Raw genomic sequence first — 22,997 nt, 5'->3', positions numbered from 1 at the left:
GACACTAGCCTGTTCAGCATCATCCCACAATTTTGAAAAGAAAGGATGTTTCTATGTATAGCGTATTGAAAGGGTCGAGCTATTTTCTTGCACATACCCCAGATATGGTAGTCCACAACGGCACTACTCAAACACTTCAGAGAAAAATTGATCCTGATTCAGAATACTTGAAAGAAATAAGCAACCATCTACGTGATTACGAAACTTGTGTTACTTATCCACCGAATCAAGTCTATATCGGAAATATGACACCAGAAGAACTCGAAACAATCGAGACCCCTTGGTATGATAAAAAAGCTGAGAACAAGCGCCAAGGCGTTTTTGGGGAGATCATGCCTGAAGACGAGTTTATCGGCATGATGAAATATGTCGATGTGTTTGATTTGGTCAAATTGAGCGATGAATTTAGTAAAACAGTAAAAGATAAATTAGATCAGCATCCACTATTGGATGAAAAAATTTTAGCAAAGCTTTCAGAAGAGGTATCCTCGGAAGAAATCTCAGGTTTCATCGAAATTGAACAGGCTGAACCGCTCTATTTTAATGGCGAAATCGTAGGCTGTGTGAAAGCCGCTCATAATTTAGATGATACCTTGTTTGCGCATGTCATTTTTGAAAATCTTGTTTCGAAAGCTTCGTGTACAATTGCGATCCTGCATTTGTTGCAGCAAACAGGAATTGATAAAAGTGAAGTTGAATATGTGTTGGAATGTTCAGAAGAAGCCTGCGGAGATATGAATCAACGTGGCGGCGGGAACTTTGCAAAGGCAGCAGCGGAAATGGCTGGGTTGGAGAATGCAACTGGCAGCGATGTTCGTGGTTTTTGTGCTGGACCGACGCATGCTTTGATTCAAGCCGCTTCATTAGTAAAATCCGGTGTCTTCAAAAATGTTATCGTGGCTGCCGGCGGTTCAACTGCGAAGTTGGGTATGAACGGGAAAGACCATTTGAACAAAGGGTTACCGATTTTAGAGGATTGTGTCGCAAGTTTTGCAGTCTTAATCTCTGAAAATGATGGAGTCAGTCCAGAGCTAAACATCGATATTGTTGGACGTCATACGGTTGGTACAGGAGCCTCACCACAAAAGGTGATTTCATCATTAACCAGCATCCCATTAGAAAATGCTGGCTTAAAACTAACCGATATCGATAAATATTCTGTTGAGATGCAAAACCCTGATATTACTAAACCAGCGGGAGCAGGAAATGTGCCTGAAGCGAACTATAAAATGATTGGTGCTCTAGCAGTAATGAAAAAACAAATTCAAAAATCCGAACTAGCTGATTTTGTGAAGCAGCACGGAATGGTCGGCTGGGCACCGACTCAAGGTCATATTCCATCTGGTATCCCATATCTTGGCTTCGGACGAAATGATATTATGGCTGATAAGGTCAATCGAGCAATGTTTGTCGGAAAAGGCAGTCTCTTCTTAGGCCGAATGACGAATTTATTTGATGGCATTTCATTTGTGTTGCAAAAAAATAGCGGGAAACAGGAGGAAACTGTTTCCGAAGATCAAATCAAGCAATTGATCGCGGAATCTTTACGGGACTTCGCGAGCCATCTTGCTGGAAAGCTAGAGGAGTGATCCTATGGCCGAAAGAGAAACTAAACAAATAATTGCGGATGTATTTCACGGTCTTGCGAACACGTTGGAGACTGGCCGAGGTGTTTCCTCAACAGTAGCTTTGACCGCTTTAGGAAGCGAACAGGGTGAAGCGGAGCTGATTGAAGCGGCGAAAATGGTAGCAGACAAAGGAATTTCTATAAAAGTTATTGGTACACAGGAAATTGACTATTCCGGGATTGAAAGTTTCTTGGTTTCAGATGCGGACGAAGGGCAAAAGAAGTTAGAGGAGCTGTTGAATAAAGGGATTGCGGATGCTGGTGTGACGATGCATTATCCGTTTCCAATCGGCGTTTCTACTGTTGGCAGAGTGCTTACTCCAGCAAAAGGGAAACATATGTATCTAGCGACAACAACGGGTACCTCTGCACTAACACGAATAGAAGCTTTAGTATTAAATGCTTTGTATGGCATTATCACGGCGAAGGCCTGCGGTATTGCAGAACCAACCGTAGGGCTATTGAATATTGATGGTGCGCGCCAAGCAGAGATTACGTTAAAGCGACTGGTGGACAATGGTTATCCGATCCACTTTGCAAAATCGAATCGCAGTGATGGTGGAGCGGTGATGCGCGGCAATGATGTCCTTGACGGTACTTGTGATGTTATGGTGATGGATTCGTTAACAGGAAATATTTTGCAGAAAATCTTTTCTTCTTATAGCACTGGTGGAAATTATGAATCCTTAGGCTTTGGTTATGGGCCTGGTGTCGGAGAAGAAATGGATAAATTGATTATGATCGTTTCACGTGCTTCAGGAGCACCTGTGGTAAGCGGGGCGATTGAATTCGCCGACGAGTTGGTTCGAGGAAACTTCCAGAAAATTCAGGAAGCGGAATTTGCTAAATTGAAGCAAGCGTCTTTGGAAACGTTGTTAAAAACGGCTCAACCACAAAAAGAAACGATGCAAGACGAAGTTTCTCAGCCAGATAAAGAAATCGTAACCGAAGAGATTCACGGAGTTGAAATCTTGGATTTAGAGGATGCTGTCCACCATTTATGGAAGCAAGGAATATACGCGGAGAGCGGTATGGGGTGTACCGGTCCAGTCGTAATGATTGCGGAAAAACGCTTGACCGAAGCAAAGGCTTGTTTGGCTGATAGTGGCTATATTGGAAGCTGAGTTATCGATCGTGGATGTTTTGCGCAAGAAATATCAGATTTTCACTCTATTAAAGAACATTCAAACTAGATGCATTGAATTGAGGAAGGAGCAAGCAAATGAAGTTAGATATTGCAAATTTTCATGTCAAAGATATTCAATTCGGTGAAAAAACAGAGTATGCCGATGGGATCTTGATGATTAATAAAAAGGAAGCGTTAGACGTTGTTTTTGAAGACGAACATATCACAGAAGCAGAACTGCATATCGTTAAACCCGGGGATGAAGTCCGATTAGTTCCGGTAAAGGAAGCGATTGAACCTCGTTATCGTGTTGGAGGTGGACCAGTTTTTCCAGGCGTAACTGGGAAATTGATGCAAGCGGGTGATGGTGTGACTCATGCGTTAAAAGATATGAGTGTCTTAGTTGTTGGACAACATTGGGGCGGCTTTCAAGATGGACTGATCGATATGAGTGGAGAAGGGGCAAAATATACCTACTATTCTCAACTTCAAAATGTTGTACTAGTGGCTGACACCGATGAAGAATTCGAATGGCATGAGCAGCAAAAGAAAAATCATGCATTACGCTGGGCAGGGATGCGTCTCGCTGAATATATCGGAGCAGTAACTAAGGGCTTGAAATCAGATGAAGTAGAAACCTATGAATTGGAGCCAGTGACAAAACGCAGTGAAGCGGTCAACAAGCTGCCAAGTGTAGTCTTTGTTTTACAGCCGCAATCACAAATGGAAGACCCAGGCTATAATGATTTGAATTACGGCTGGGATTGTAATTTGATGCTGCCAACCTTCATGCATCCAAACGAAGTCTTGGATGGGGCGATGATTTCTGGCTCCTTTATGCCTTGTTCGTCAAAATGGTCAACGTATGACTTCCAGAACTTTCCAATGATTAAGCGATTATACGAGGAACATGGGAAGACTATCAATTTCCTAGGAATCATTATGTCAAACTTGAATGTTGCATTAGAACAAAAGGAACGCGCAGCCCTTTTTGTGGCACAAATGGCGAAAAGTCTAGGTGCTGACAGTGCAGTGGTTGCTGAAGAAGGATATGGAAATCCAGATGCCGACTTCACTGCGTGCTACGTAGCTTTGGAGGACGCTGGAGTGAAAACAGTTGGTTTGACCAATGAATGTACAGGGCGCGATGGTGCCAGCCAGCCACTTGTATCGATGGACGAAAAATGTGATGCGATCGTTTCAGCGGGGAACGTTTCAACGTTGATTGAGCTGCCGCCAATGAAGACAGTATTAGGAGAATTACAAGCTTTGGCTAGAGATGGGCTTTCTGGCGGCTGGTCAAATGATGAAATTCTAGGAGCCTCAGTAAAATCAGATGGGTCGATTATTATGGAGAACAATGCAATGTTCTGCGGAGATCAAGTAGTTGGCTGGTCAACGAAGACCATGGTTGAATTCTAAATTTTTCATTTGGTACTTTGAAATGAACTGAAGAATTCAATATAAAAGAACTAGGAGGGAAATTATGAAAGCGATTTTATACATCAATCAGTTTTTCGGGCAGATTGGCGGCGAAGAATTCGCTGGTCATGAGCCGGAAATTAGAGAGGGAATTGTTGGTCCAGGTATGGCTTATGCTAAAGCCTTAAAAGATGAAGTCGAAATTACTCACACGATTATTTGTGGCGACAATTTCATGGGATCAGAAACCGATGAAGCAATTAAAAGAATTCTTGGCTTTTTAGATGATAAGGAATTTGATATTTTCTTTGCTGGACCAGCATTTCGAGCGGGTCGATATGGTGCGGCTTGTGGTCATATTTGTTCGGCTGTTCAGAAGAAATTTGGTGTTCCAGCAATCACCTCGATGAATGAGGAAAATCCAGGTGTGGAGATGTATCGTAAGGAAATGTACATTTTTGAAGGCGGAGCGAGTGCAGCAGCGATGCGTAAAGATGTGGCAAAAATGTCCGCTTTTGCCTTACGTTTATTATATGGAGAGAAATTGAATTCAGCAGCTGAAGAGGGTTATTTTGGTCGAGGAGTTCGTGATCAGATTTGGTTAGATCCACCAGTGCCAGCGACCGACCGTGTGATCGATATGCTATTGAAAAAAGTCAATGGAGAAGACTATCAATCTGAATTAATCATTCCTAAATCCGAGCGGGCACCGATCGCACCAGCTATTCCAGCTGAAGAATTGGCTAAAATGAAAGTTGCCTTAGTGACATCTGGCGGAATTGTTCCAGTTGGAAATCCTGATAGAATTCAGTCTGCATCAGCAACTAAATGGGGTAAATACAATGTTGAAGAGCTAAATGAGCTGAAAAAAGGTGAGTTCATGACGATCCACGCTGGATTTGATCCTGCTGCAGCTAATGATGATCCAAATGTTGTGTTGCCGTTAGACGTGCTGAAAGAGTACGCAACAGAAGGTAAAATCGGCGGCGTTTATCCATACTTCTATGCGACAGTTGGTACCGGAACGACGCAAGCAGAAGCTACTAGGATGGGACAAGAAATTGCGCAGGAATTGGTCGATGATGGCGTTAAGGCTGTTATACTAACCTCCACCTGAGGAACCTGTACTCGTTGCGGTGCAACGATGACCAGAGAAATTGAAAAAGCAGGAATTACGATTGTTCAAATGGCAAACCTGATTCCAGTGGCCCGTACAGTGGGTGTAAACCGAATTGTACCAACGATTTCAATTCCGTATCCATTAGGCGACCCTGCCACACCGAAGGAAGTTCAACACAAACTCCGTTACCATCGTGTGGGGGTTGCGCTAGATGCGTTAACCACTGATATTGAAGAACCTCGACTCTTTGAAGTAAAAGTTTAATTACAAAATTGACGAGCTGTTTAACGACGGCTCGTCCGACAAAAAACTTTGAAGAGGAGACGTTTAGATGAAAAAAAATATAGTATTTTATGTTTCACTTTTAATCACGGCTGTTATCGTAGTGATCGGTTTGGTCGCACCAGGTCCATTCGCACAGGCGATGAATAGCACGAAAGCTTTTTTAGTGGATACATTTGGTTGGTTTTATTTAATTGCTATGTTTGTATTTGTCGTTTTCTCGTTACTTATTGCTTTTAGTCGTTTTGGTAAAATAAAATTAGGTCCAGATGATTCTGTGCCTGAATATAGCAATAAATCTTGGTTCGCAATGTTGTTTGGAGCTGGCATGGGGATCGGTTTGGTCTTTTGGGGAGTGGCAGAGCCGCTGAATCATTTTGCTACGTTTGGCGGAACAGAAAAAGCAGCGGATATAGCTATGCAGAAATCCTTTTTACATTGGGGCTTTCATCCATGGGCGGCTTATTCGATTATTGGAATGGCCTTGGCTTACTTCCAGTTCAGGAAAAACACACCAGGATTGATCAGCAGTATTTTCTTGCCGATTTTAGGAGAAGAAGGGGTACGAGGACCAATTGGGAAACTAATTGATATTTGTGCGGTTTTCGCAACAGTTGCCGGAATTGCCACCTCGCTTGGTCAAGGAACCTTACAGATTAATTCAGGTCTAAATTATTTGTTTGATATTCCAACGACCCGTCTGGTTCAGATTATCATCATTGTGGGCTTAACCATTATTTATACCTGGACGGCAGTCAGCGGAATTGATAAAGGGATCAAACTATTGTCAGATATCAATCTTTATTTGGCAATTACGCTTCTCTTGGGCGCTTTTCTGGTCGGTCCGAAAATCATGTCATTGAACATTTTCACTAATTCATTTGGGGGATACATCAATAATATCGTATCAGAAAGCTTTTCAATCAATCCATTTGGAGACAACTCGTGGCTCGGTTCATGGACAATTTTTTATTGGTCGTGGTGGATTGCTTGGGGGCCATTTGTAGGAACCTTTATTGCTAGAATCTCCAAAGGAAGAACGATTAAGGAGTTTGTCTTAGGAGTAATCATTGCCCCATCGATGGTCTCCTTCATTTGGTTCTCGATCTTTGGTAGTTTAGGATTGAATCTTGATATCGGAATTATCAATAAGGCAAAGGAAGTGACGGAAACGGCACTGTTTGTGGTTCTTGCTGAATATCCATTAGGGATGATTTTTTCAATTATTGCTATCTGTCTTTTGTGTACTTTTTTCATCACATCTGCCAATTCGGGAATTTTTGTTTTATCGATGTTTTCATCAGAAGGTGACTTGAATCCGGGAAATGATAAAAAAATCCTTTGGGGAGTGATTCAAGCGTTGCTAGCCTTGGTTCTATTGATGACCGGCGGGTTGGATGCTTTGCAAACATGCTCAATCGTAGCGGCATTACCATTAACAGTGATCATGCTATTATGTGCTGTTTGTTTATTTAAGGCTTTGATGCAGGAAAAGAAAATACCAAACAAATTACCCGAATCTTCTAAGCTAGAATAACGCACCTAGACTGACCATTCATGTGAATAAAAGTACAATCTGATTTTTTGTAAAATCAGAGATATTGGAACGATTGAAGTGGTCAAATACCGAACGACAAGAGACTTGGCAAAGGCTTTCTGATATAATTAGTGACGTATATCTGAAAGGGTGCTGATTTATTTATGGATATTATGCCTAGATACGAAAAACAAAGTTTAAGCGATATGGTCGTGTCGTACGTTAAAAATAGAATCTTGTCGGGCACATTAAAAGGTGGCGATCGTTTAATCGAGACTGATATCTCGAATCAATTTAATATTAGCCGAGCTCCGGTAAGGGAAGCTATGCGGATTTTGAACGAGCAAGGCTTGATCACGTTTTCTCCTCGCAAAGGAAATCATGTGATCGAAATGGAACCAGCGGAAATAATGGAAGTATTTGAAATTCGGACGTCATTAGAAACACAGATTTTGCGAAAAATTTTGCGAAATCAAATGATTAAGGAAGAGGATTTCCAACAGCTGACAGAGATTGCTACAGAGATGAAGGATGGCGAAAATCGTTGTCGCACTGAAGAGGACAAAGTCTTTTTATTGAATACGCTAGACCTTTCTTTTCACAAATATCTATGGCAATTATCTGGCAGTGTGCGCAGAGCTCAAATTTTGGAAAGCTTGTTCTATCAATTATTAATTGCAATGAACGAGGATCTTTCATCATTGGGGATTCTTGAAAAGAAATCGGAAGAGCATCTTGTTTTTGTTGATGTTTTGAAGAAGAATCAACTTCCAGCAGTTGTTCGTGAATTCCATAATCATATTCAAAATTATGTTCGGGCTACTTTGCCGGAAGAGGAACAGAATTTTTGTTTAGACTGTTAAGGGAAAATACGCTTTTGCTTGTGTTTGATTTTTGGAGGAACTATGACAAACAAAGTAACGGTTTGGACGAAGCAACACGAGAATATTTTAGAAGTATTGGAACAAACAGGGCGATATATTGCAAAAAAGGAATACATCCAACAAAAGATGGAGGATCACAGCAATCTATATCTAGGTGTGTATGAATGGTATGTGCAGGCGGCTTCTCGGCTTGTTCAGCCGCCGCCAGATGTGAGGTATCCAATTTGGGTATCGCTTTCAGAAGAAGACAGTATTCAAAATAGTGAAGGTAATGCGATTTTAGAAATTGAGCTTGATGAGGATCAGTTGATTGTGGTTGATTTATTAAAATGGGGAAATATTGTCAACCATTTGTACATTCCCAAAGATTTAGAGGATCAAAAGGAACACACAAGGCTGTTGGAGAAATACGGGATTGATGATATTACTGCTTTTATGACGCCCTTTTATCCTAATATCAAACGAGAAATTGAGCAAAGTCATGAGCGGCTTTTCGATGATTCGAGCGTATTGGGGGAGATGAAAGTGGGAACGATATGGGAAATTCGCAAGGAATGGATTACTCAAATAACCAGGTAACATTGTATACTTCTCAAAGTCGAGTGGTGGTTGATCAGCTGATTAAATCGGGGAGACATGTTGTCGACAACACCTTTATAAAAGAAAAGTACGGAGAGACGGCGCAAGTATTTTTGCAGGCCTATAGCTGGTATCGACAAAATGCTGCTAATGTCGTTGCGCGTCCAGCAGAAGCTGATTCTGCAATCTGGACTTTTTTGGATGTAAAATACCTCGATTATTCAGCGGATTCTCAACTGATCAAGCTATGTGTGCCAATCGAGAAGATCGTCTTTTTCCGGATGTCTGATTGGAACCGGATTTTGAATCTGCGTTTCCTAGGTACGGAAGAGGAGCAGGCAACGTATTACAACAAGCTGAAAAAATATAACGTGAGCTATGAAGGCGATGTCTATACGACCGCGTTCTATCCGCATTTGAAAACTGAGCTGGTACGCAGCTGGCAAAAGCTTTTTCAATATGATGCAGAGATAAAGACAACTAAGCGGTTACCCTTTGAAGATATTCAAGGGGGGATTTGGGAAATTCAGCAGGTCTGGGTAGAATCCTTTTTAGAATGGAAAATGTAAATGAACCGTCCAATTTTTTTTGGACGGTTCATTTTATTTATGCAATGCAATTTGTTTAGTGTGGATGTTTTTTAGGAAGGTTTGATCGTGCTCCACAATCAGCATTGTTGGTTTTACCTGAAGTAAAAGGTCTTCCAATTGTTTTTGATTGAATACGTCTAGATAATTTAGGGGTTCATCCCAAATATAGAGTTCGGCTTCTTGGGCAAGGGATTTTGCTAATTCAACTTTTTTCCGTTGTCCCATGCTCATTTCTTCGATTTTATTCTGAAAGACATTTCGTTCCATTCCCAGTTTTCGCAAATTATTTAGAAACATGGAATAATCTAGCTGATTAGCTTCTGCGAAATCCTGTAGCTCGCCGCGATTGCTTTCATAGTTTTGGCGAACATAACTAATTTTAACGTTTGGTCGCAGGAGTTCTCCGCTGCCTTCGCCTGCAAAAGTTCCTAGTAAGTAATGTAATACGCTGGATTTTCCGATTCCGTTCGGACCGGTCAATGCTGTGATTTCTCCCCGTTTTAGTTCAAAGGATAAGGGCGCAAAAAGTGGTTCTTGGTCGGGATAACGCAACGCTAGCTCTTCGACTTTTAAAAGCTGAACATGTCGGCTCGGCTGATAGTTCATCGTTAGACGATCGACATCTTCTAAATCCTTTAAGAGCCCTTCTTTTGCTTCGATTTGATCATACATTCGCTGCTCGATATTTTTTGAACGTTTCATTGTCCGAGCAGCTCGCGCACCGATAAAACCTGTATCGAAGATTCCGCCGCTGCCTTTTTCCGAGGGTTTGCCGTATTTATCTGTTTCTCGAGAGCGCGACCATTCGGCTTTTTCGGCAGCTGTTTTTTTCAAACGACCGACTTCTTTTTTGATTTTGCGGTTTTGTGCGAGCTCGAATTCGTCTCGCAGTTTCTTTTGCTCCTCATAGGTCGAAAAATTTCCTTGATAAAGCACTAATTGGCTTTTTTCGATGGCTAAGGTATGATCAGTGACCTGATTTAGAAATTGTCGATCATGGCTGACAACGATAAAGCCATCTTTATGTTGCAAATAATTCGCCACATGTTGGCGCCCTTGCAGGTCTAAATGATTGGTCGGTTCATCAATTAGTGGAAAAAAGTCTTCCTGTGTAAAGAGTAGTGCCAATAACACTTTTGTTTGTTCGCCCCCGGAAAGGGTTTGATAAGGTTGCCACAACACTTGTGGATCCAACTGAATCAGGGTCATTTCTCGCTCTAATTCCCATAACTCAAAATCAGCGACCTCCAGCAATGCGTAATAAGTTAATTGCTCGGTTTCGTCCATGCTTGCTGGAAAATAGACTGGACGTAACGGAAACTGGATGTCTCCTTGATAAGTATATTTTCCTAAGAGTAAATTCAGGAGTGTGGTCTTTCCACGACCATTACGGCCAACGAGGCCTAATTTCCAACTGCTATCGATTGTTAAATTGGCATCATTAAACAGTAAATCGACCTGTTTATCAAAGCCAAAGGTTAAATGTGTAATTTTAATTGTAGACATAAATAATTCCCCCTTTTGTTTCAGAGAAACAAAAAAATCCTAACCAATTTTCAGGAGAGGATTAGGGAAATTCTTGGCTCAATAGTGATAAACAGGTAGAACGACTAGCTCATTAGAAAGGTAATCATTTTTCAAAGTTCGTGAAAAATAATTCTATTCTCGTACGCCTACCATTCTGCTAAACTGCTTGTTCACTAAATTCGCTAACAGCTTTATTGCCTGTTCATAATTAACAAACTGTCAAAAGCATAACTGGCAACAAAAAAAGACCATCCCTTGAAATCCTAAGCCAATCCTGAAAATCTGCCCACTGATCCTATCAACATCTGTCAATCTATGATCAGTATACAGCTTCCAACATTCGCTTAGTTTTTCAACGGCATGATCCCTCGTTTCTGTCTTTGATGAATTTATTAAAACAAAATTTTTTGGCTTTGTCAAAAAAATACGGACGCAGCCGCTTCCCCAAACATGCTACGCCCTGGAGTGATCCTCGTAAAACGAGGCGAAGAAAATTATTCTTCTATAATTATAGTAGCATAATTTTGTGAAAAAAATGTGTTTGAACACTTGAGAGTGTTAGAAGTGGAGACGTTGTTAATATTTTTGTTACAATGAAGGCAAAGAAGGAGGTGGAGGGATGAACGATGCAGGAATTTATCATCGTCCCGAGAGTGAGTTTGCGTTTCTTTATACCAAAGATCTGATGCGGATTCGTTTGCAGACTGCTCGTAATGACATAAAAACCGTGGGATTGATCAGCGGAGATTTTTATACTTTTGCTGAAGAAAAATGGTATCAGAAACAGCAAGCCATGAACAAAGCTTATACGACTGATAATCATGACTATTGGGAGATTGAAGTCACCGCTTTACATCACCGTTTGGCCTATGCTTTTTGTATTACAGATTATTCAGGTAAGCAGGTTTTTTATACGGATCAGGGAATTTTTGACTATGAAGAACAGCGCTTAATGCATGATAATCTCTATTTCCGAATGCCTTATTTTCAAGAAATTGATCGCTTTAAGGTACCGGATTGGGTAGCTAAAACGGTTTGGTATCAAATTTTTCCAGAGCGTTTTTATAATGGCGATCCCTCGAATGATCCGGAAGGAACGCTCGCGTGGGGAAGTGAAAAGCCGTCGCGTGAGAATTTTTTCGGCGGTGATTTACAAGGAATTATTGATAAGCTGGACTATTTGGAAGAGTTGGGTGTGAATGGTTTATATCTTTGTCCGATTTTTACCTCACCGTCGAATCACAAGTATGACACCGTTGATTATTATGAGATTGACCCGCACTTTGGGGACAAACAGCTTTTCCGTGAGTTAGTCGAAAAGGCGCATGAACGTGGAATGCGTGTCATGCTGGATGCAGTATTCAATCATCTTGGAGCAAGCTCTCACCAGTGGCAGGATGTGATTTTGCATGGGCAAGAGTCAGCCTATGCGGATTGGTTTCACATTGCATCTTTTCCACCAAGCTATACCGCAATTCCTAATTCCGAAAACGCGAAAAATTTAAACTATGATACATTCAATTTTAATCCGCATATGCCGAAACTGAATACAGCGAACCCGGAAGTTCAGAAGTATTTGTTGGAAATTGCGACCTATTGGATTCGTGATTTTGATATCGATGGTTGGCGGCTGGACGTGGCAAATGAGGTGGATCATCATTTTTGGAAAGAGTTTCACCAAGCTGTTTTGAAGCAAAAGGAAGATTTATATATTTTAGGTGAAATTTGGCACTCTTCTCAACGCTGGTTACAGGGCGATGAATTTCATGCTGTGATGAATTATGCCTTTACGGATAATATCAAAGCTTTCTTTGTTGAGCAGTCGATCTCAATTTCGCAAATGATTTTTGGGATGAATCGCCAGCAACTGCTTTATCGTGATCAAACCAATGAAGTAGCTTTTAATTTACTAGACTCTCATGATACACCCCGTATTCTGACTTTGTGTCAGGGCAATAAGGAGTTGATGAAGGCTATCTTGACGTTCATGTTTATCCAAAAAGGGACGCCGTGTATTTATTATGGCACCGAGGTTGGTATGGAAGGCGAGATGGATCCGGATTGTCGCCGATGCATGATTTGGGATGATCAGGATGAAGAGCTTTTAACATTTGTGAAACAATTGATTGCTTTACGGAAGCAGTTTTCGGAAGTGTTCAGCTATGGAACTATGACTTGGCACTATGATGATGATAAGCAAGCTTTTTCGCTGACTCGACAGTATAAGGAAAAGACTTTAAGAGCTACCTTTAATGAAGGAGAACCCTTTGAGTTTGAAAAAGAAGGAACGCGATTGTTTGGGCAGAATTACCATGAAGATGATGCTTATCAGTTATCGCGTCATGGATTTGCGATTGAGAAGATGTAAGACGTTTTGATTGGAAAAAAGGGAAAAGATGAATATAGTAGATACATTCATAAAAATAAGGGTGCCAGTCCAACTTTATGCAGTATTAAGAAGCGAAATACTAGGGGAGAATGAAAAGGAAAAAAAAAGGTGATTGAACCTAGTTGGATCGCATACGGCACGAACATCAGGATTATTTTTCTGGAAGAAAAAATAATTACTTTAATAGGAGTAAGGATGCCAGTCCAACTTTATGCAGTATTAAGAAGAGAAATACTAAGGGAGAATGAAAAGGAAAAAACAAGTGATTGAACCTAGTTGGATGGTATACGGCACGAACATCAGATTTATTTTTTCTGGAAGAAAAAATAATTACTTTAATAGGAGTAAGGAGCAGTATCTATGGAATTCATTATTCTTTTATTATCCGGAATCATCGGTTTGCTGCATTTGGTGATTATGGGGCTGGAAATGTTTGCGCCAGCGGAAAAGCAGGCAAAAACATTTGCGATGCCAATGGAATTTGTCACTCAAAAAAATGCTCAAATTGCCTTGAAAAATATGGGTATCTATAATGGTAGCTTAGGGCTGGCCTTGTTGACGAGCTTATTGCTATTTCAGGGAGATATAAGATTGAAGGTTTTGCTATTACTCAATCTGTTTGTCGTGATTGTGGGACTCTATGGTGGTAAGACCGTGACAAAATCGATCTACCTGATCCAAGCGCTGCCTGCGACCATTACAGTTTTAATCATCCTGCTTCATTTGATGTAAACGTTCGGCTAAGAATCAAGTCTTAGCCGAACGTTTTTTGGCTGACTTCTGCTACTTTGCAGGAAGCATTGTGTTATAGTAGGAAGATCAGTCGAGAGCTACGGAGGAAGAACATGAATAATAATGATTTATTGTTGCGTTTAAGATATGCGTTGGATATAAAGGATGCGGATATCGTAAAAGCTTTTCAATTAGGCGGCTTGGATGTTTCCAGAGAAGAAGAAAGAGCCATGCTAACGAAAGTACATGATCATGAATTTGAAGAAAATGAAGGGTTTGAAAAGAACGTTTATGTGAAAATGATCAATAATAAAACCTTGGATACCTTTTTGAATGGTTTCATTACCTTAAAACGCGGCGAACCGAAAAATAAAAAGTCAGAGACACCACAGCCTAAAAGTACAGAAATTAGGTATATGAATAATGTTTTATTGAAGAAAGTGAAGATTGCGTTAGCATTGACCAGTGATGACATGCTTGATATTTTAGCGGAAGCGGGTGTGTATCCTTCTAAAGGAGAGCTTGGTGCTATTTTAAGAAAAGAAGGGCATCGCAATTTTAAGCCCTGTGGTGATAAGTACGCGCGGAATTTTCTAAAGGGATTAGCCTTATGCTATCGCGAGTAATTGAATAAAATGATGAGGACCAGTCTTTCATATCAGGACTGGTCTTTTTTGTGCATATATGTGCATGATTAAATTATATAAACATCTTATTGACTTTATATAATCCGCATATTAAACTGTTATTAGATTAAATAAAACTTTTTAAGAGGAGAATCGCATGAATCGTTGGGTTTATTTATTTTCAGAAGGATCTAAAGAACAGAAGGATTTATTAGGCGGGAAGGGAGCCAACCTCGCTGAGATGACAAAATTAGGGCTGCCTGTTCCAACAGGTTTTACAGTTACTACAGAAGCCTGCTTACATTATTTAAATCACGGCAACCAGCTGATCGACGAAATGAAGGATCAAGTGATGGAGGCTGTTGAAAAATTATCGGCTAAAACAGGAAAAAAATTTAGCGATTTGGAAAACCCGTTGTTGGTTTCCGTACGAAGTGGTTCAAAATTTTCGATGCCGGGAATGATGGACACGGTTCTAAATCTAGGTCTGAATGATAAAACAGTTGCAGCTTTAGCTGAGAACAGTCAAAATGAACGATTTGCCTATGATTGTTACCGTCGTCTGCTTCAGATGTTCGGAAATGTTGTGATGGGCTTGGATAATAATGATTTTGAACATCGCATCACAGCTTTAAAAAAAGTGAATGGTCTAACCTTTGATAATGAGTTGACTGCGGATCATTGGAAGCAAATTGTAAGCGAGTACAAAGAGATTTATCGGAAAAAGCTGCAGCGAGAATTTCCACAAGATCCGATTGAACAATTATATCTAGCGATCGAAGCGGTATTCGGCAGCTGGAACAATCAACGAGCCAAAACCTATCGTCGTCTTCATGACATCAGTGATGATCTCGGAACAGCCGTGAACATTCAAGAAATGGTCTTCGGAAACTTTGGTGATACTTCAGGGACTGGGGTCGTCTTCTCACGTAATCCATCGTTAGGAGATCCAGGCTTATTCGGTGAATATTTAATCAATGCGCAAGGCGAAGATGTGGTAGCCGGAGTTCGGACGCCAAAACCGATTCAAGTCTTAGCGGATGATATGCCTGAGCAATACCAACAGTTAAAAGGCATCTGTGAAGATTTAGAAAAACACTACCACGATATGCAGGACGTTGAGTTTACGATTGAACGGGAGAAATTATTTATCCTGCAAACCCGTAGCGGCAAACGAACATCGAAGGCAGCGTTGACAATCCTGCTAGATTTCTACAAAGAAGGAATTATCGATGAAAAAGAATTAGTCAGTCGGATCGAAGCGAAGGATTTGGAAGCAGCCTTGCATCCAAACTTCGATGAAAAAGAATTGAAGAGTCATGAATCCTTCTTATCTGGATTAGCAGCTAGCCCGGGCGCTGCAACAGGAGCGGCATACTTTACTGCCGAAGCGGCGACCGAGGCTAAAGCGCGAGGGGAAAGGGTTGTCTTAGTAAGAGAAGAAACATCACCAGAGGATATTGAAGGAATTGCTGTCAGTGAAGCGGTGATTACCAGCCGCGGTGGAATGACTTCTCATGCGGCAGTGGTTGCTCGAGGAATGGGCATCTGTTCCGTAGTTGGCTGTGAACGATTGACAGTTTTAGAGGAAAATAAAGCGACCGTTGGCGACAAGGTTATCGAAGAGGGCACGATCCTTTCTGTAGATGGAAGCAGCGGAAATATCTACTTTAGTGAGATTCCAATGGAAGAGGTGACCAATACCGTTGCTTTAGATGATCTTCATGAGATCTGGGAACGTCATGCAAAGATCAAGGTTCGCGCAAATGCCGAAACACCGAACGATATCGAAACCGGTATGGCTCTTGGAGCAGTCGGTATAGGCCTTGCTCGAACGGAGCATATGTTCTTTGAAAAGAGCCGATTGTTGCAGTTCCGACAATTGATTTTGGCTGATAGTCTAGAAGAACGTTTGGAAGTATTAAAGGATTTGAAAAAGGTCCAAAAACAAGATTTCAAATATATGTACGAAGCTGCTAAAGGCAAAGCAACAACGATCCGCTTACTTGATCCGCCATTACATGAATTCTTGCCAAAAGGAGCGGACGAGTGCCGGGAAGTGGCGAAGGAGCTTGGCAAGACCTATAATGAGGTGAAACGGAAAACCGATAATTTAGCTGAAGTTAATCCAATGCTGGGCTTCCGCGGTCTACGTTTAGGTGTAGCGTATCCAGAAATCTATCAGATGCAAGCCGAAGCGATCATTGAAGCTGCTTGCGAAGTGACAAAAGAAAATGATTTTGCCATCCAACCAGAGATCATGATTCCATTTACCATTGATGCGCAAGAGTTCGCTCGGGTGAGGGCATCGATTGAAGAGGCAATCCAAAAAGGTTTAGAAGAGCAAAAACTAGTTGTGGACTATCAAATTGGAACAATGATCGAAATTCCAAGAGCCTGTTTTGTGGCCGATGAAATTGCTAAGCATGCCGATTTCTTCAGTTTTGGGACGAATGACTTGACGCAGATGGCTTTGGGCTTGTCTCGAGATGATTCACCACGAATCATTAATCAATACATGGAGGCAGAAATTTTTGCGGACGATCCATTCCAAGTTCTGGATGAAGCTGGAGTTGGTGCCTTAATGAAATTAGCCATTGAGCGAGGAAGACAGGTTAATCCGAAGCTGAAGATTGGAATTTGCGGTGAAGCAGCGGCTCATCCAAAGTCAATTGCCTTCTTAAATAACTTGTCTATCGATTACATCTCTTGTTCGCCATTTAGAATTCCGCAGGCGAAAATGACATTGGCTCAGGCAGCCCTGTAAAAGTAGAGTAAAGCGCGAATAAAAAAACAGTTATATGAGTTTTAGATTAAAATATAATATGATTTCAAAAAGAGATAGTCTTTTAAAAGGCTATCTCTTTTTTGTTATTAACTAGATAATTCGAAAATTTAATATTAAGTAAAGATAACAAATAAATGAGAAACACGAAGGTTAAATGAATAAAATATAATTTGTAAACGGATACAACCTTCGTTATACTTCTTGTAGGGTTTAAATGTGTCATGTCATAAGAAAAGACCCTCTTTTTTTGATTTGCTTGGATAACATATTTTTTTTAGAAAAAACTTCATTTTTGATGAAAATTGTCTTATTTACATTAAATGATAGTTTTTTCACAATGACTTATGAATAAAAATACGGTATAATGCTGACTTGGGAGGTGAAACAAACTGCGGAATTAGGAATCATAGAATAACATTTTGACATTCATGAGCGATCTTTTCCGTTGATTGTTTTGACGTATTACATCCTCAAAAGGGACCGTTGATTCGTCTTTTTGAAAAAAAGTTATTCTAAGCTGTCAAAATTTGAGAACGATATTTAGACATGATCTTTCTAATGAATCTAACAGGTTTTAACTTGTTATAAAAAAAAGAAAGCAGGGATTAAACAATGACAATTGATTGGCAAAAAGAAGTAGAAGCACGCAAAGACGACTTACTGAAAGACTTAGGCGATCTTATCCGGATCAACAGTATTCGCGACGTGGAACATGGAACAAAAGAAGAACCTCTTGGACCTGGACCAGCAGCCGCTTTACGTAAAGTATTAGAATTTGGCGAACGCGATGGTTTCGTGACGAAAAATATCGAAAACGTAGCAGGTCATATCGAATACGGTGATGGAGAAGAAATGTTCGGACTATTAGGACACGTTGACGTAGTTCCTGTTGATGACAACTGGGATACAGACCCGTTTGAACCAGTGATCAAAGATGGAAAATTGTATGCGCGTGGTTCAGCTGATGATAAAGGACCTTCAATCGCTGCTTATTATGCAATGCGTATTATTAAAGACCTAGAATTACCAATCTCTAAAAAAATCCGCTTCATCTTCGGTACGGACGAAGAAAGCGAATGGGTAGGGATTCACCGTTATATGGAAGTGGAAGAAATGCCTAAAGTCGGTTTTTCTCCAGATGCACAATTCCCAATTATTAATGGTGAAAAAGGAATCTTGTCTTATGAAGTAACTTTCGCGCCTAAAACAGGTGCTGAAGCTGGCGACTTTGATCTAGTAAGCTTCAAATCAGGCTTGCGTACGAACATGGTACCAGGGGATGCAACAGCTGTTCTTAAAGTAAATGCTGAAGCAAAAGTTGCTGATATGAAGGCTGCATTTGACGCATTTATCGAAAAATCAGAAGTGAAGGGTGAATTTGCTGAAAACAACGGCGAAATCACGATTACTGTAATTGGTAAAGGTGCTCACGCACAGGAACCAAAATTCGGCGTCAACTCTGCAACATTCTTAGCAGCATTCTTAGCTGACTACAACTTAGACGGCAATGGCGCTAACTATATTCAAACAATCGCTGAATATATGCATTTAGATTACAACGGTAAGAAATTAAATGCTTACACAAAACACGATGTAATGGGTGAAACAACTTCATCAGCGAACTTGTTCGATTACAATGCTGACGGCGACAAAAAAGTTACCTTAAACATTCGTCATCCAGAAGGCATCGACAAAGATACAATCTTAGCCAACATGGAAGAAGTTCTTAAAGCTGCAGATGTTTCAATCGCGATCATTGGTGACGTGAAAACTCCTCATTATGTTCCAGCGACTGATCCATTAGTGAAGACATTATTGGACGTTTACGAAGAACATACTGGTCTTGAAGGCCACGAAGAATCAATCGGCGGGGGTACTTACGGTCGAATCCTAGAACGTGGTGTCGCATATGGCGCAATGTTCCCAGGTGAAGAAAACGTAATGCACCAACCAAATGAATTTATGCCTATTGATAGCTTGTTCAAAGCAACAGCTATTTATGCTGATGCTATTTATCGCTTAGTTAAATAGTCGGTATTGAGAGACAGGAATCCTGTCTTTACAGGATTCCTCATCTCGATGGGGAAATGATAGTAAGGAAGGAATTTCAAAGATAATGAAAAAACTCTCAAAAGACGCTTTTGGTGGAGTAGCGGGGAAAGATTATGTCCCGTATGTAGCGGATAAGCCTAAAAAAGCAGGTTCACCAATCATCATGATTTTAGGTATTTTGCTTGCTGCGTTGTTCGCTGCGTCAACTGCTTATTCAGGTATGAAGGCTGGTTTAACTGTAGCTGCAGGTATTCCAGGCGCAATTATTGGATCAGGGCTAGTCGCTCTATTTGTAAAACCTAAAACAATTTTAGGTAAGAATTTATTGCAATTGATGTCAAGTGGTGGGGAATCTGTAGCATCAGGGATGATTTTCGTATTGCCAGCCGTTATTTTAGTCGGTGGTAAAGTGAACTTCATCGAAGGTGTTGGCTTAGGAATCGGTGCTGTTTTACTAGGTGTCGGTGTATTCTCAATCGTTCAAGATTACATGCTAGTCAGCGAACACGGTAAACTAGTTTATCCTGAAGCAATGGCGATCTCTGAAACATTAGTCGCTTCAGATACTGGTGGCGATTCATTGAAATACATGGGAATCGGTTTTGGAATCGGCGGTATCTTAACTGCTTTAACTGGATCTGTATTTGGCATTATGAATAATGTTATCAGTTATGTAAATGAAAGCTTCTACAAATGGAAATTTGAAACAGAAGTAAATCCATTATTAGCAGGTATCGGATTTATCGTCGGAATGGACGTATCAGTCTTGATGTTTGCTGGTTCGATCTTAGCAAACTTCGCGATCGCACCATTATTGGGCTACTTCATGGAAATGGCTAACAGCAATGCCCATGTTTGGGATAATGCGTCTCAATTATTGAGTGCTTCAAACTTTGCAGTGATTTCCGGTTCTTATGTTAAATACATCGGTGCTGGTATGATGATCTCTGGTGGATTGATCGGTGCGATCAAATTGATCCCAACAATCATTTCATCAATTTCTGCTACTATGAAGGGTCGTAAAGACGGCGTTGAACAAGAAGGCGGCGGTATGTTGCCATTGATCGTTGGTGCTGTTGTAGGTATCGTAATGGGCTTCGTTATCACTGGAAGTGTTGCAATGGCACTTGTTGGTGGTTTGTTGTCAATTATCTTAAGCTTCCTATTCGTTATCGTTGCAGGTCGTTTGACTGGTACGATCGGTACCTCAAACTTACCAGTATCTGGTATGACGATTGCGTCAATGGTTATCTTGACATTAGTCTTTGTAATGATGGGCTGGACTTCAGCTGAAAATACACAACAATTATTGATGTTTGGTACATTTATCGTATTAGCGATCTCAGTAGCTGGTGGTTATTCTCAATCACAAAAAGTTACGTTTGTAATGGGCGGAAACTTCAATGAAGGTCGTCGTTACTTCTTGATTTCTAACATTGTCGGTGTAGTTATTGTTACAGGTATGATGGTAATCTTATCTCCACAATTAGCAATTACTGGTTCAAACCCTCCATTTGGTTTGCCACAAGCGAACTTGATGGCGACATTGACTTCAGGGATTACGTCAGGATCACTTCCATGGCATATGATCATCGCTGGTATCGCAATGGGTGTTGTATTACACTTCATGAAGGTTCCAATTATGACATTTGCGATTGGTTTCTACCTACCAATCTCAACAACATCAATCATCTTAGTTGGTGCATTGATCCGTCGTTTAATCGATGAATTAAACAAAAAAGAAACAGAAGAAGTCGCAGAAGAACGTATCACTTTAGGTGTCAGCTTGTCTTCAGGTTTAATCGCTGGTGGTTCAATCATCGGTTTGATCGGAATCATTTTACAAGTAACTGGTGTGGTAACTCCTGGAGCGCCAACTGGCTTCTTAGGTTCTAATGGGGCAGCATTCTTGTTACTTGCAGTCTTAGTTGTTGCGATCGTTGCACCATTGTTAAGTGTGAAGAAAGTGAAACACAATGACTAATGAACAGCCACAAGCTGTAAACCCTGAAACACAGGAGCTGCTAAAACGCGTTTATCGCATCAAAGAGGATTTGCATTACGAAGTTCGTGACGGAATCGTATTCGTCATCACGGAACAAAATGCTTGGATTCAACGAGTCTTACGTAAGATTCATTATAAAATTCCAGAAACCTCTGAGATGGAATTGGATAAATACGGCAGCTTTATTCTTCAACAAATTGATGGGAAACGGACGGTTAAGGAGATTGGCGAAAACCTTGGTTCGGCCATAGAAGAAGCCAATAATCAACTGTACGATCGTTTATTGATTTATTTGCATCATTTAGAGAAGAATGAAAAATATATTGAGTTAGTTTAAGGAATGAACGCACTAGGCAAAAAGCCTAGTGCGTTTTTTGCGGCTGATGCTTTTCGTAATAACGTAAAAGGTAGGTTTAAATATTCAGTAAAACGAACAAGTATAAAGGAAATCTTTAATTTTTTTGAGCATGATGGAAAAAATTCTTCACTCATATAGAATAGATATAGATTAATTCTTCTAGAGGAAAACTAGGGGAAAAGTGTCTTGTTTTTGAGTTTGATTTATCTGATATTTATTAGTTTAGGCTTGCCGGATTCGGTACTGGGCGTTGCTTGGCCCACGATAAATGGAGAGTTCAATGTCGCTGCAAGCGCTGCTGGGATCATCGCCATGATCGTCTCGATCGGCACGATTCTTTCAAGTTTTCAGACCAATCGGTTGATTCAAAAGATCGGTGTTGGTAATTTGATTGTTTGCAGCATATTTTTAACCGTTCTTGGATTATGCGGCTTTTCCGTGTCGCAAAACTTTGTCTTTCTAATCGTGAGTGCGATTCCTCTTGGATTGGGGGCAGGTGCGATTGATACGGCGGTAAATGATTATGTCGCGCTGAATTATAAAGCTCATCATATGAATTGGTTGCACGGTTTTTGGGGCATCGGTGCCACCACAGGTCCCATTATTATGGGCTTCTTTTTAAGAAATCAAAATTGGCGGGGCGGCTATCTTGTGTTGGCTAGCTTGCAATTTTTCCTCGTCGTGATTGTCTTTCTTACACGCAAACAATGGAAGCAACCGCCGCAGGTAGCTCAATCGGAAAAAGCGCAGGCTTCAATGCTTACGTTAATCAAGCAGCCTGGAGTAATATTTTCATTGATCTGTTTCATTTTTTATGTAGGAGTCGAGGCATGTATGGGACTCTGGGGTAGCAGCTTTTTAGTCCGGGTGAAGGGCATTCCTGTATCAACAGCGGCATTCATGACATCAACCTACTATGCTAGTTTGACGGTCGGACGACTAGCTGCGGGCTTCTTCACCTTCTTCTTATCCAGCCGAAAATTATTGTATTTAAGTGAGTTGCTACTATTGATCGGTGTGGTTTTTCTGGCTTTTGGTAGTGGGAACTTTTCGGCCATTGGCTTTATCTTTACCGGGCTAGGTTCAGCAGCGATTTTCCCAACGATGTTACATGAAACACCGGAACGCTTTGGGACGAAAAATTCCGCGCGGATTATGAGTTTACAGCTAGCGTTGGCATATACAGGGACAACCTGTTTGCCGCCGTTGTTAGGCTTTTTGGCAGATCAGTTTAGTTTGATAATTTTTCCATATCTTTTGTTTTTATTTGGTGGTATTGTTTTGTTGTCGACGGTGATGTTGGAAAAAATCATAAAGGAAACACGGGCTTAGTTTACTATTAGGAATGCTGAT

The 22,997-nt window shown here is 40.8% G+C and carries 17 protein-coding genes; 16 read left to right on the top strand and 1 reads right to left on the bottom strand.

Annotated features, from left to right (window positions below; genetic code table 11):
* Positions 1-53: 53 nt before the first annotated feature.
* The 8 genes from grdC (at position 54) to KQI58_RS11680 (ending at position 9,146) form a co-directional block, all read left to right on the top strand.
* Entirely contained in the window at positions 54-1,589 is a 1,536-nt protein-coding gene (grdC, locus tag KQI58_RS11720; RefSeq protein WP_216409271.1) for a glycine/sarcosine/betaine reductase complex component C subunit beta, read from the top strand.
* Positions 1,590-1,593: 4 nt separating this feature from the next.
* Positions 1,594-2,751: a glycine/sarcosine/betaine reductase complex component C subunit alpha gene (gene grdD, locus KQI58_RS11715; protein WP_216409269.1), complete on the top strand. Its 1,158-nt coding sequence runs from the start codon at positions 1,594-1,596 to the stop codon at positions 2,749-2,751.
* A 98-nt stretch (positions 2,752-2,849) separates the two neighbouring features.
* On the top strand, positions 2,850-4,175 hold the full coding sequence (locus KQI58_RS11710) for a glycine/sarcosine/betaine reductase component B subunit (RefSeq protein WP_216409267.1): 1,326 nt from the start codon (positions 2,850-2,852) through the stop codon (positions 4,173-4,175).
* Between the two features lie 64 nt (positions 4,176-4,239).
* Positions 4,240-5,559, top strand: coding sequence for a betaine reductase selenoprotein B (grdH, locus tag KQI58_RS11705; RefSeq protein WP_253295912.1), 1,320 nt, complete (start codon positions 4,240-4,242; stop codon positions 5,557-5,559).
* Positions 5,560-5,626: 67 nt separating this feature from the next.
* The gene (locus KQI58_RS11695) at positions 5,627-7,114 is read left to right on the top strand and encodes a glycine betaine uptake BCCT transporter (RefSeq protein ID WP_216409264.1); all 1,488 of its coding nucleotides are present in this window, start codon (positions 5,627-5,629) and stop codon (positions 7,112-7,114) included.
* 164 nt (positions 7,115-7,278) lie between these two features.
* A complete protein-coding gene (locus tag KQI58_RS11690) occupies positions 7,279-7,977 on the top strand; it encodes a GntR family transcriptional regulator (RefSeq protein ID WP_216409262.1) in 699 nt (232 codons plus the stop codon).
* Positions 7,978-8,019: 42 nt separating this feature from the next.
* Positions 8,020-8,577: a DUF3841 domain-containing protein gene (locus KQI58_RS11685; RefSeq protein WP_216409261.1), complete on the top strand. Its 558-nt coding sequence runs from the start codon at positions 8,020-8,022 to the stop codon at positions 8,575-8,577.
* Entirely contained in the window at positions 8,535-9,146 is a 612-nt protein-coding gene (locus KQI58_RS11680) for a DUF3841 domain-containing protein (protein ID WP_216409259.1), read from the top strand. The genes KQI58_RS11685 and KQI58_RS11680 overlap by 43 nt, the downstream gene beginning before the upstream one ends.
* A 33-nt stretch (positions 9,147-9,179) precedes the next feature.
* On the opposite strand, the gene abc-f is transcribed toward KQI58_RS11680, so the two are convergent.
* Positions 9,180-10,673, bottom strand: coding sequence for a ribosomal protection-like ABC-F family protein (gene abc-f / locus KQI58_RS11675; protein WP_216409257.1), 1,494 nt, complete (start codon positions 10,671-10,673; stop codon positions 9,180-9,182).
* Positions 10,674-11,313: 640 nt separating this feature from the next.
* Here abc-f and KQI58_RS11670 point away from each other — a divergent pair.
* The 8 genes from KQI58_RS11670 (at position 11,314) to KQI58_RS11635 (ending at position 22,976) form a co-directional block, all read left to right on the top strand.
* Entirely contained in the window at positions 11,314-13,062 is a 1,749-nt protein-coding gene (locus KQI58_RS11670) for a glycoside hydrolase family 13 protein (protein WP_216409255.1), read from the top strand.
* Between the two features lie 381 nt (positions 13,063-13,443).
* Positions 13,444-13,815, top strand: coding sequence for a DUF1304 family protein (locus KQI58_RS11665; RefSeq protein ID WP_216409253.1), 372 nt, complete (start codon positions 13,444-13,446; stop codon positions 13,813-13,815).
* 113 nt (positions 13,816-13,928) lie between these two features.
* Complete coding sequence (locus KQI58_RS11660; RefSeq protein WP_216409251.1) at positions 13,929-14,441, top strand: DUF1456 family protein; 513 nt, start codon at positions 13,929-13,931, stop codon at positions 14,439-14,441.
* Positions 14,442-14,598: 157 nt separating this feature from the next.
* On the top strand, positions 14,599-17,208 hold the full coding sequence (gene ppdK, locus KQI58_RS11655) for a pyruvate, phosphate dikinase (RefSeq protein ID WP_216409249.1): 2,610 nt from the start codon (positions 14,599-14,601) through the stop codon (positions 17,206-17,208).
* Between the two features lie 633 nt (positions 17,209-17,841).
* Positions 17,842-19,260, top strand: a complete 1,419-nt coding sequence (pepV, locus tag KQI58_RS11650; protein ID WP_216409248.1) for a dipeptidase PepV — start codon at positions 17,842-17,844, stop codon at positions 19,258-19,260.
* Between the two features lie 85 nt (positions 19,261-19,345).
* Entirely contained in the window at positions 19,346-21,265 is a 1,920-nt protein-coding gene (locus KQI58_RS11645) for an OPT/YSL family transporter (protein WP_216409246.1), read from the top strand.
* Positions 21,258-21,623, top strand: coding sequence for a PqqD family protein (locus tag KQI58_RS11640; protein WP_216409244.1), 366 nt, complete (start codon positions 21,258-21,260; stop codon positions 21,621-21,623). The genes KQI58_RS11645 and KQI58_RS11640 overlap by 8 nt, the downstream gene beginning before the upstream one ends.
* Before the next feature lie 207 nt (positions 21,624-21,830).
* On the top strand, positions 21,831-22,976 hold the full coding sequence (locus tag KQI58_RS11635; RefSeq protein WP_216409242.1) for an MFS transporter: 1,146 nt from the start codon (positions 21,831-21,833) through the stop codon (positions 22,974-22,976).
* Positions 22,977-22,997 lie beyond the last annotated feature (21 nt).

This window comes from Enterococcus raffinosus (assembly GCF_018917525.1).
In the GTDB taxonomy this organism is placed as follows: domain Bacteria; phylum Bacillota; class Bacilli; order Lactobacillales; family Enterococcaceae; genus Enterococcus_A; species Enterococcus_A raffinosus_A.
The sequence above is the reverse complement of the archived record's forward strand: the minus strand, read 5'-3'. Positions and strand labels throughout refer to the sequence as shown.

Coding starts and splice junctions, on each gene's coding strand:
- grdC (WP_216409271.1), top strand. CDS start 54: ATGTATAGCGTATTGAAAGGGTCGAGCTATTTTCTTGCACATACCCCA.
- grdD (WP_216409269.1), top strand. CDS start 1,594: ATGGCCGAAAGAGAAACTAAACAAATAATTGCGGATGTATTTCACGGT.
- KQI58_RS11710 (WP_216409267.1), top strand. CDS start 2,850: ATGAAGTTAGATATTGCAAATTTTCATGTCAAAGATATTCAATTCGGT.
- KQI58_RS11695 (WP_216409264.1), top strand. CDS start 5,627: ATGAAAAAAAATATAGTATTTTATGTTTCACTTTTAATCACGGCTGTT.
- KQI58_RS11690 (WP_216409262.1), top strand. CDS start 7,279: ATGGATATTATGCCTAGATACGAAAAACAAAGTTTAAGCGATATGGTC.
- KQI58_RS11685 (WP_216409261.1), top strand. CDS start 8,020: ATGACAAACAAAGTAACGGTTTGGACGAAGCAACACGAGAATATTTTA.
- KQI58_RS11680 (WP_216409259.1), top strand. CDS start 8,535: ATGGGAAATTCGCAAGGAATGGATTACTCAAATAACCAGGTAACATTG.
- abc-f (WP_216409257.1), bottom strand. CDS start 10,673: ATGTCTACAATTAAAATTACACATTTAACCTTTGGCTTTGATAAACAG.
- KQI58_RS11670 (WP_216409255.1), top strand. CDS start 11,314: ATGAACGATGCAGGAATTTATCATCGTCCCGAGAGTGAGTTTGCGTTT.
- KQI58_RS11665 (WP_216409253.1), top strand. CDS start 13,444: ATGGAATTCATTATTCTTTTATTATCCGGAATCATCGGTTTGCTGCAT.
- KQI58_RS11660 (WP_216409251.1), top strand. CDS start 13,929: ATGAATAATAATGATTTATTGTTGCGTTTAAGATATGCGTTGGATATA.
- ppdK (WP_216409249.1), top strand. CDS start 14,599: ATGAATCGTTGGGTTTATTTATTTTCAGAAGGATCTAAAGAACAGAAG.
- pepV (WP_216409248.1), top strand. CDS start 17,842: ATGACAATTGATTGGCAAAAAGAAGTAGAAGCACGCAAAGACGACTTA.
- KQI58_RS11645 (WP_216409246.1), top strand. CDS start 19,346: ATGAAAAAACTCTCAAAAGACGCTTTTGGTGGAGTAGCGGGGAAAGAT.
- KQI58_RS11640 (WP_216409244.1), top strand. CDS start 21,258: ATGACTAATGAACAGCCACAAGCTGTAAACCCTGAAACACAGGAGCTG.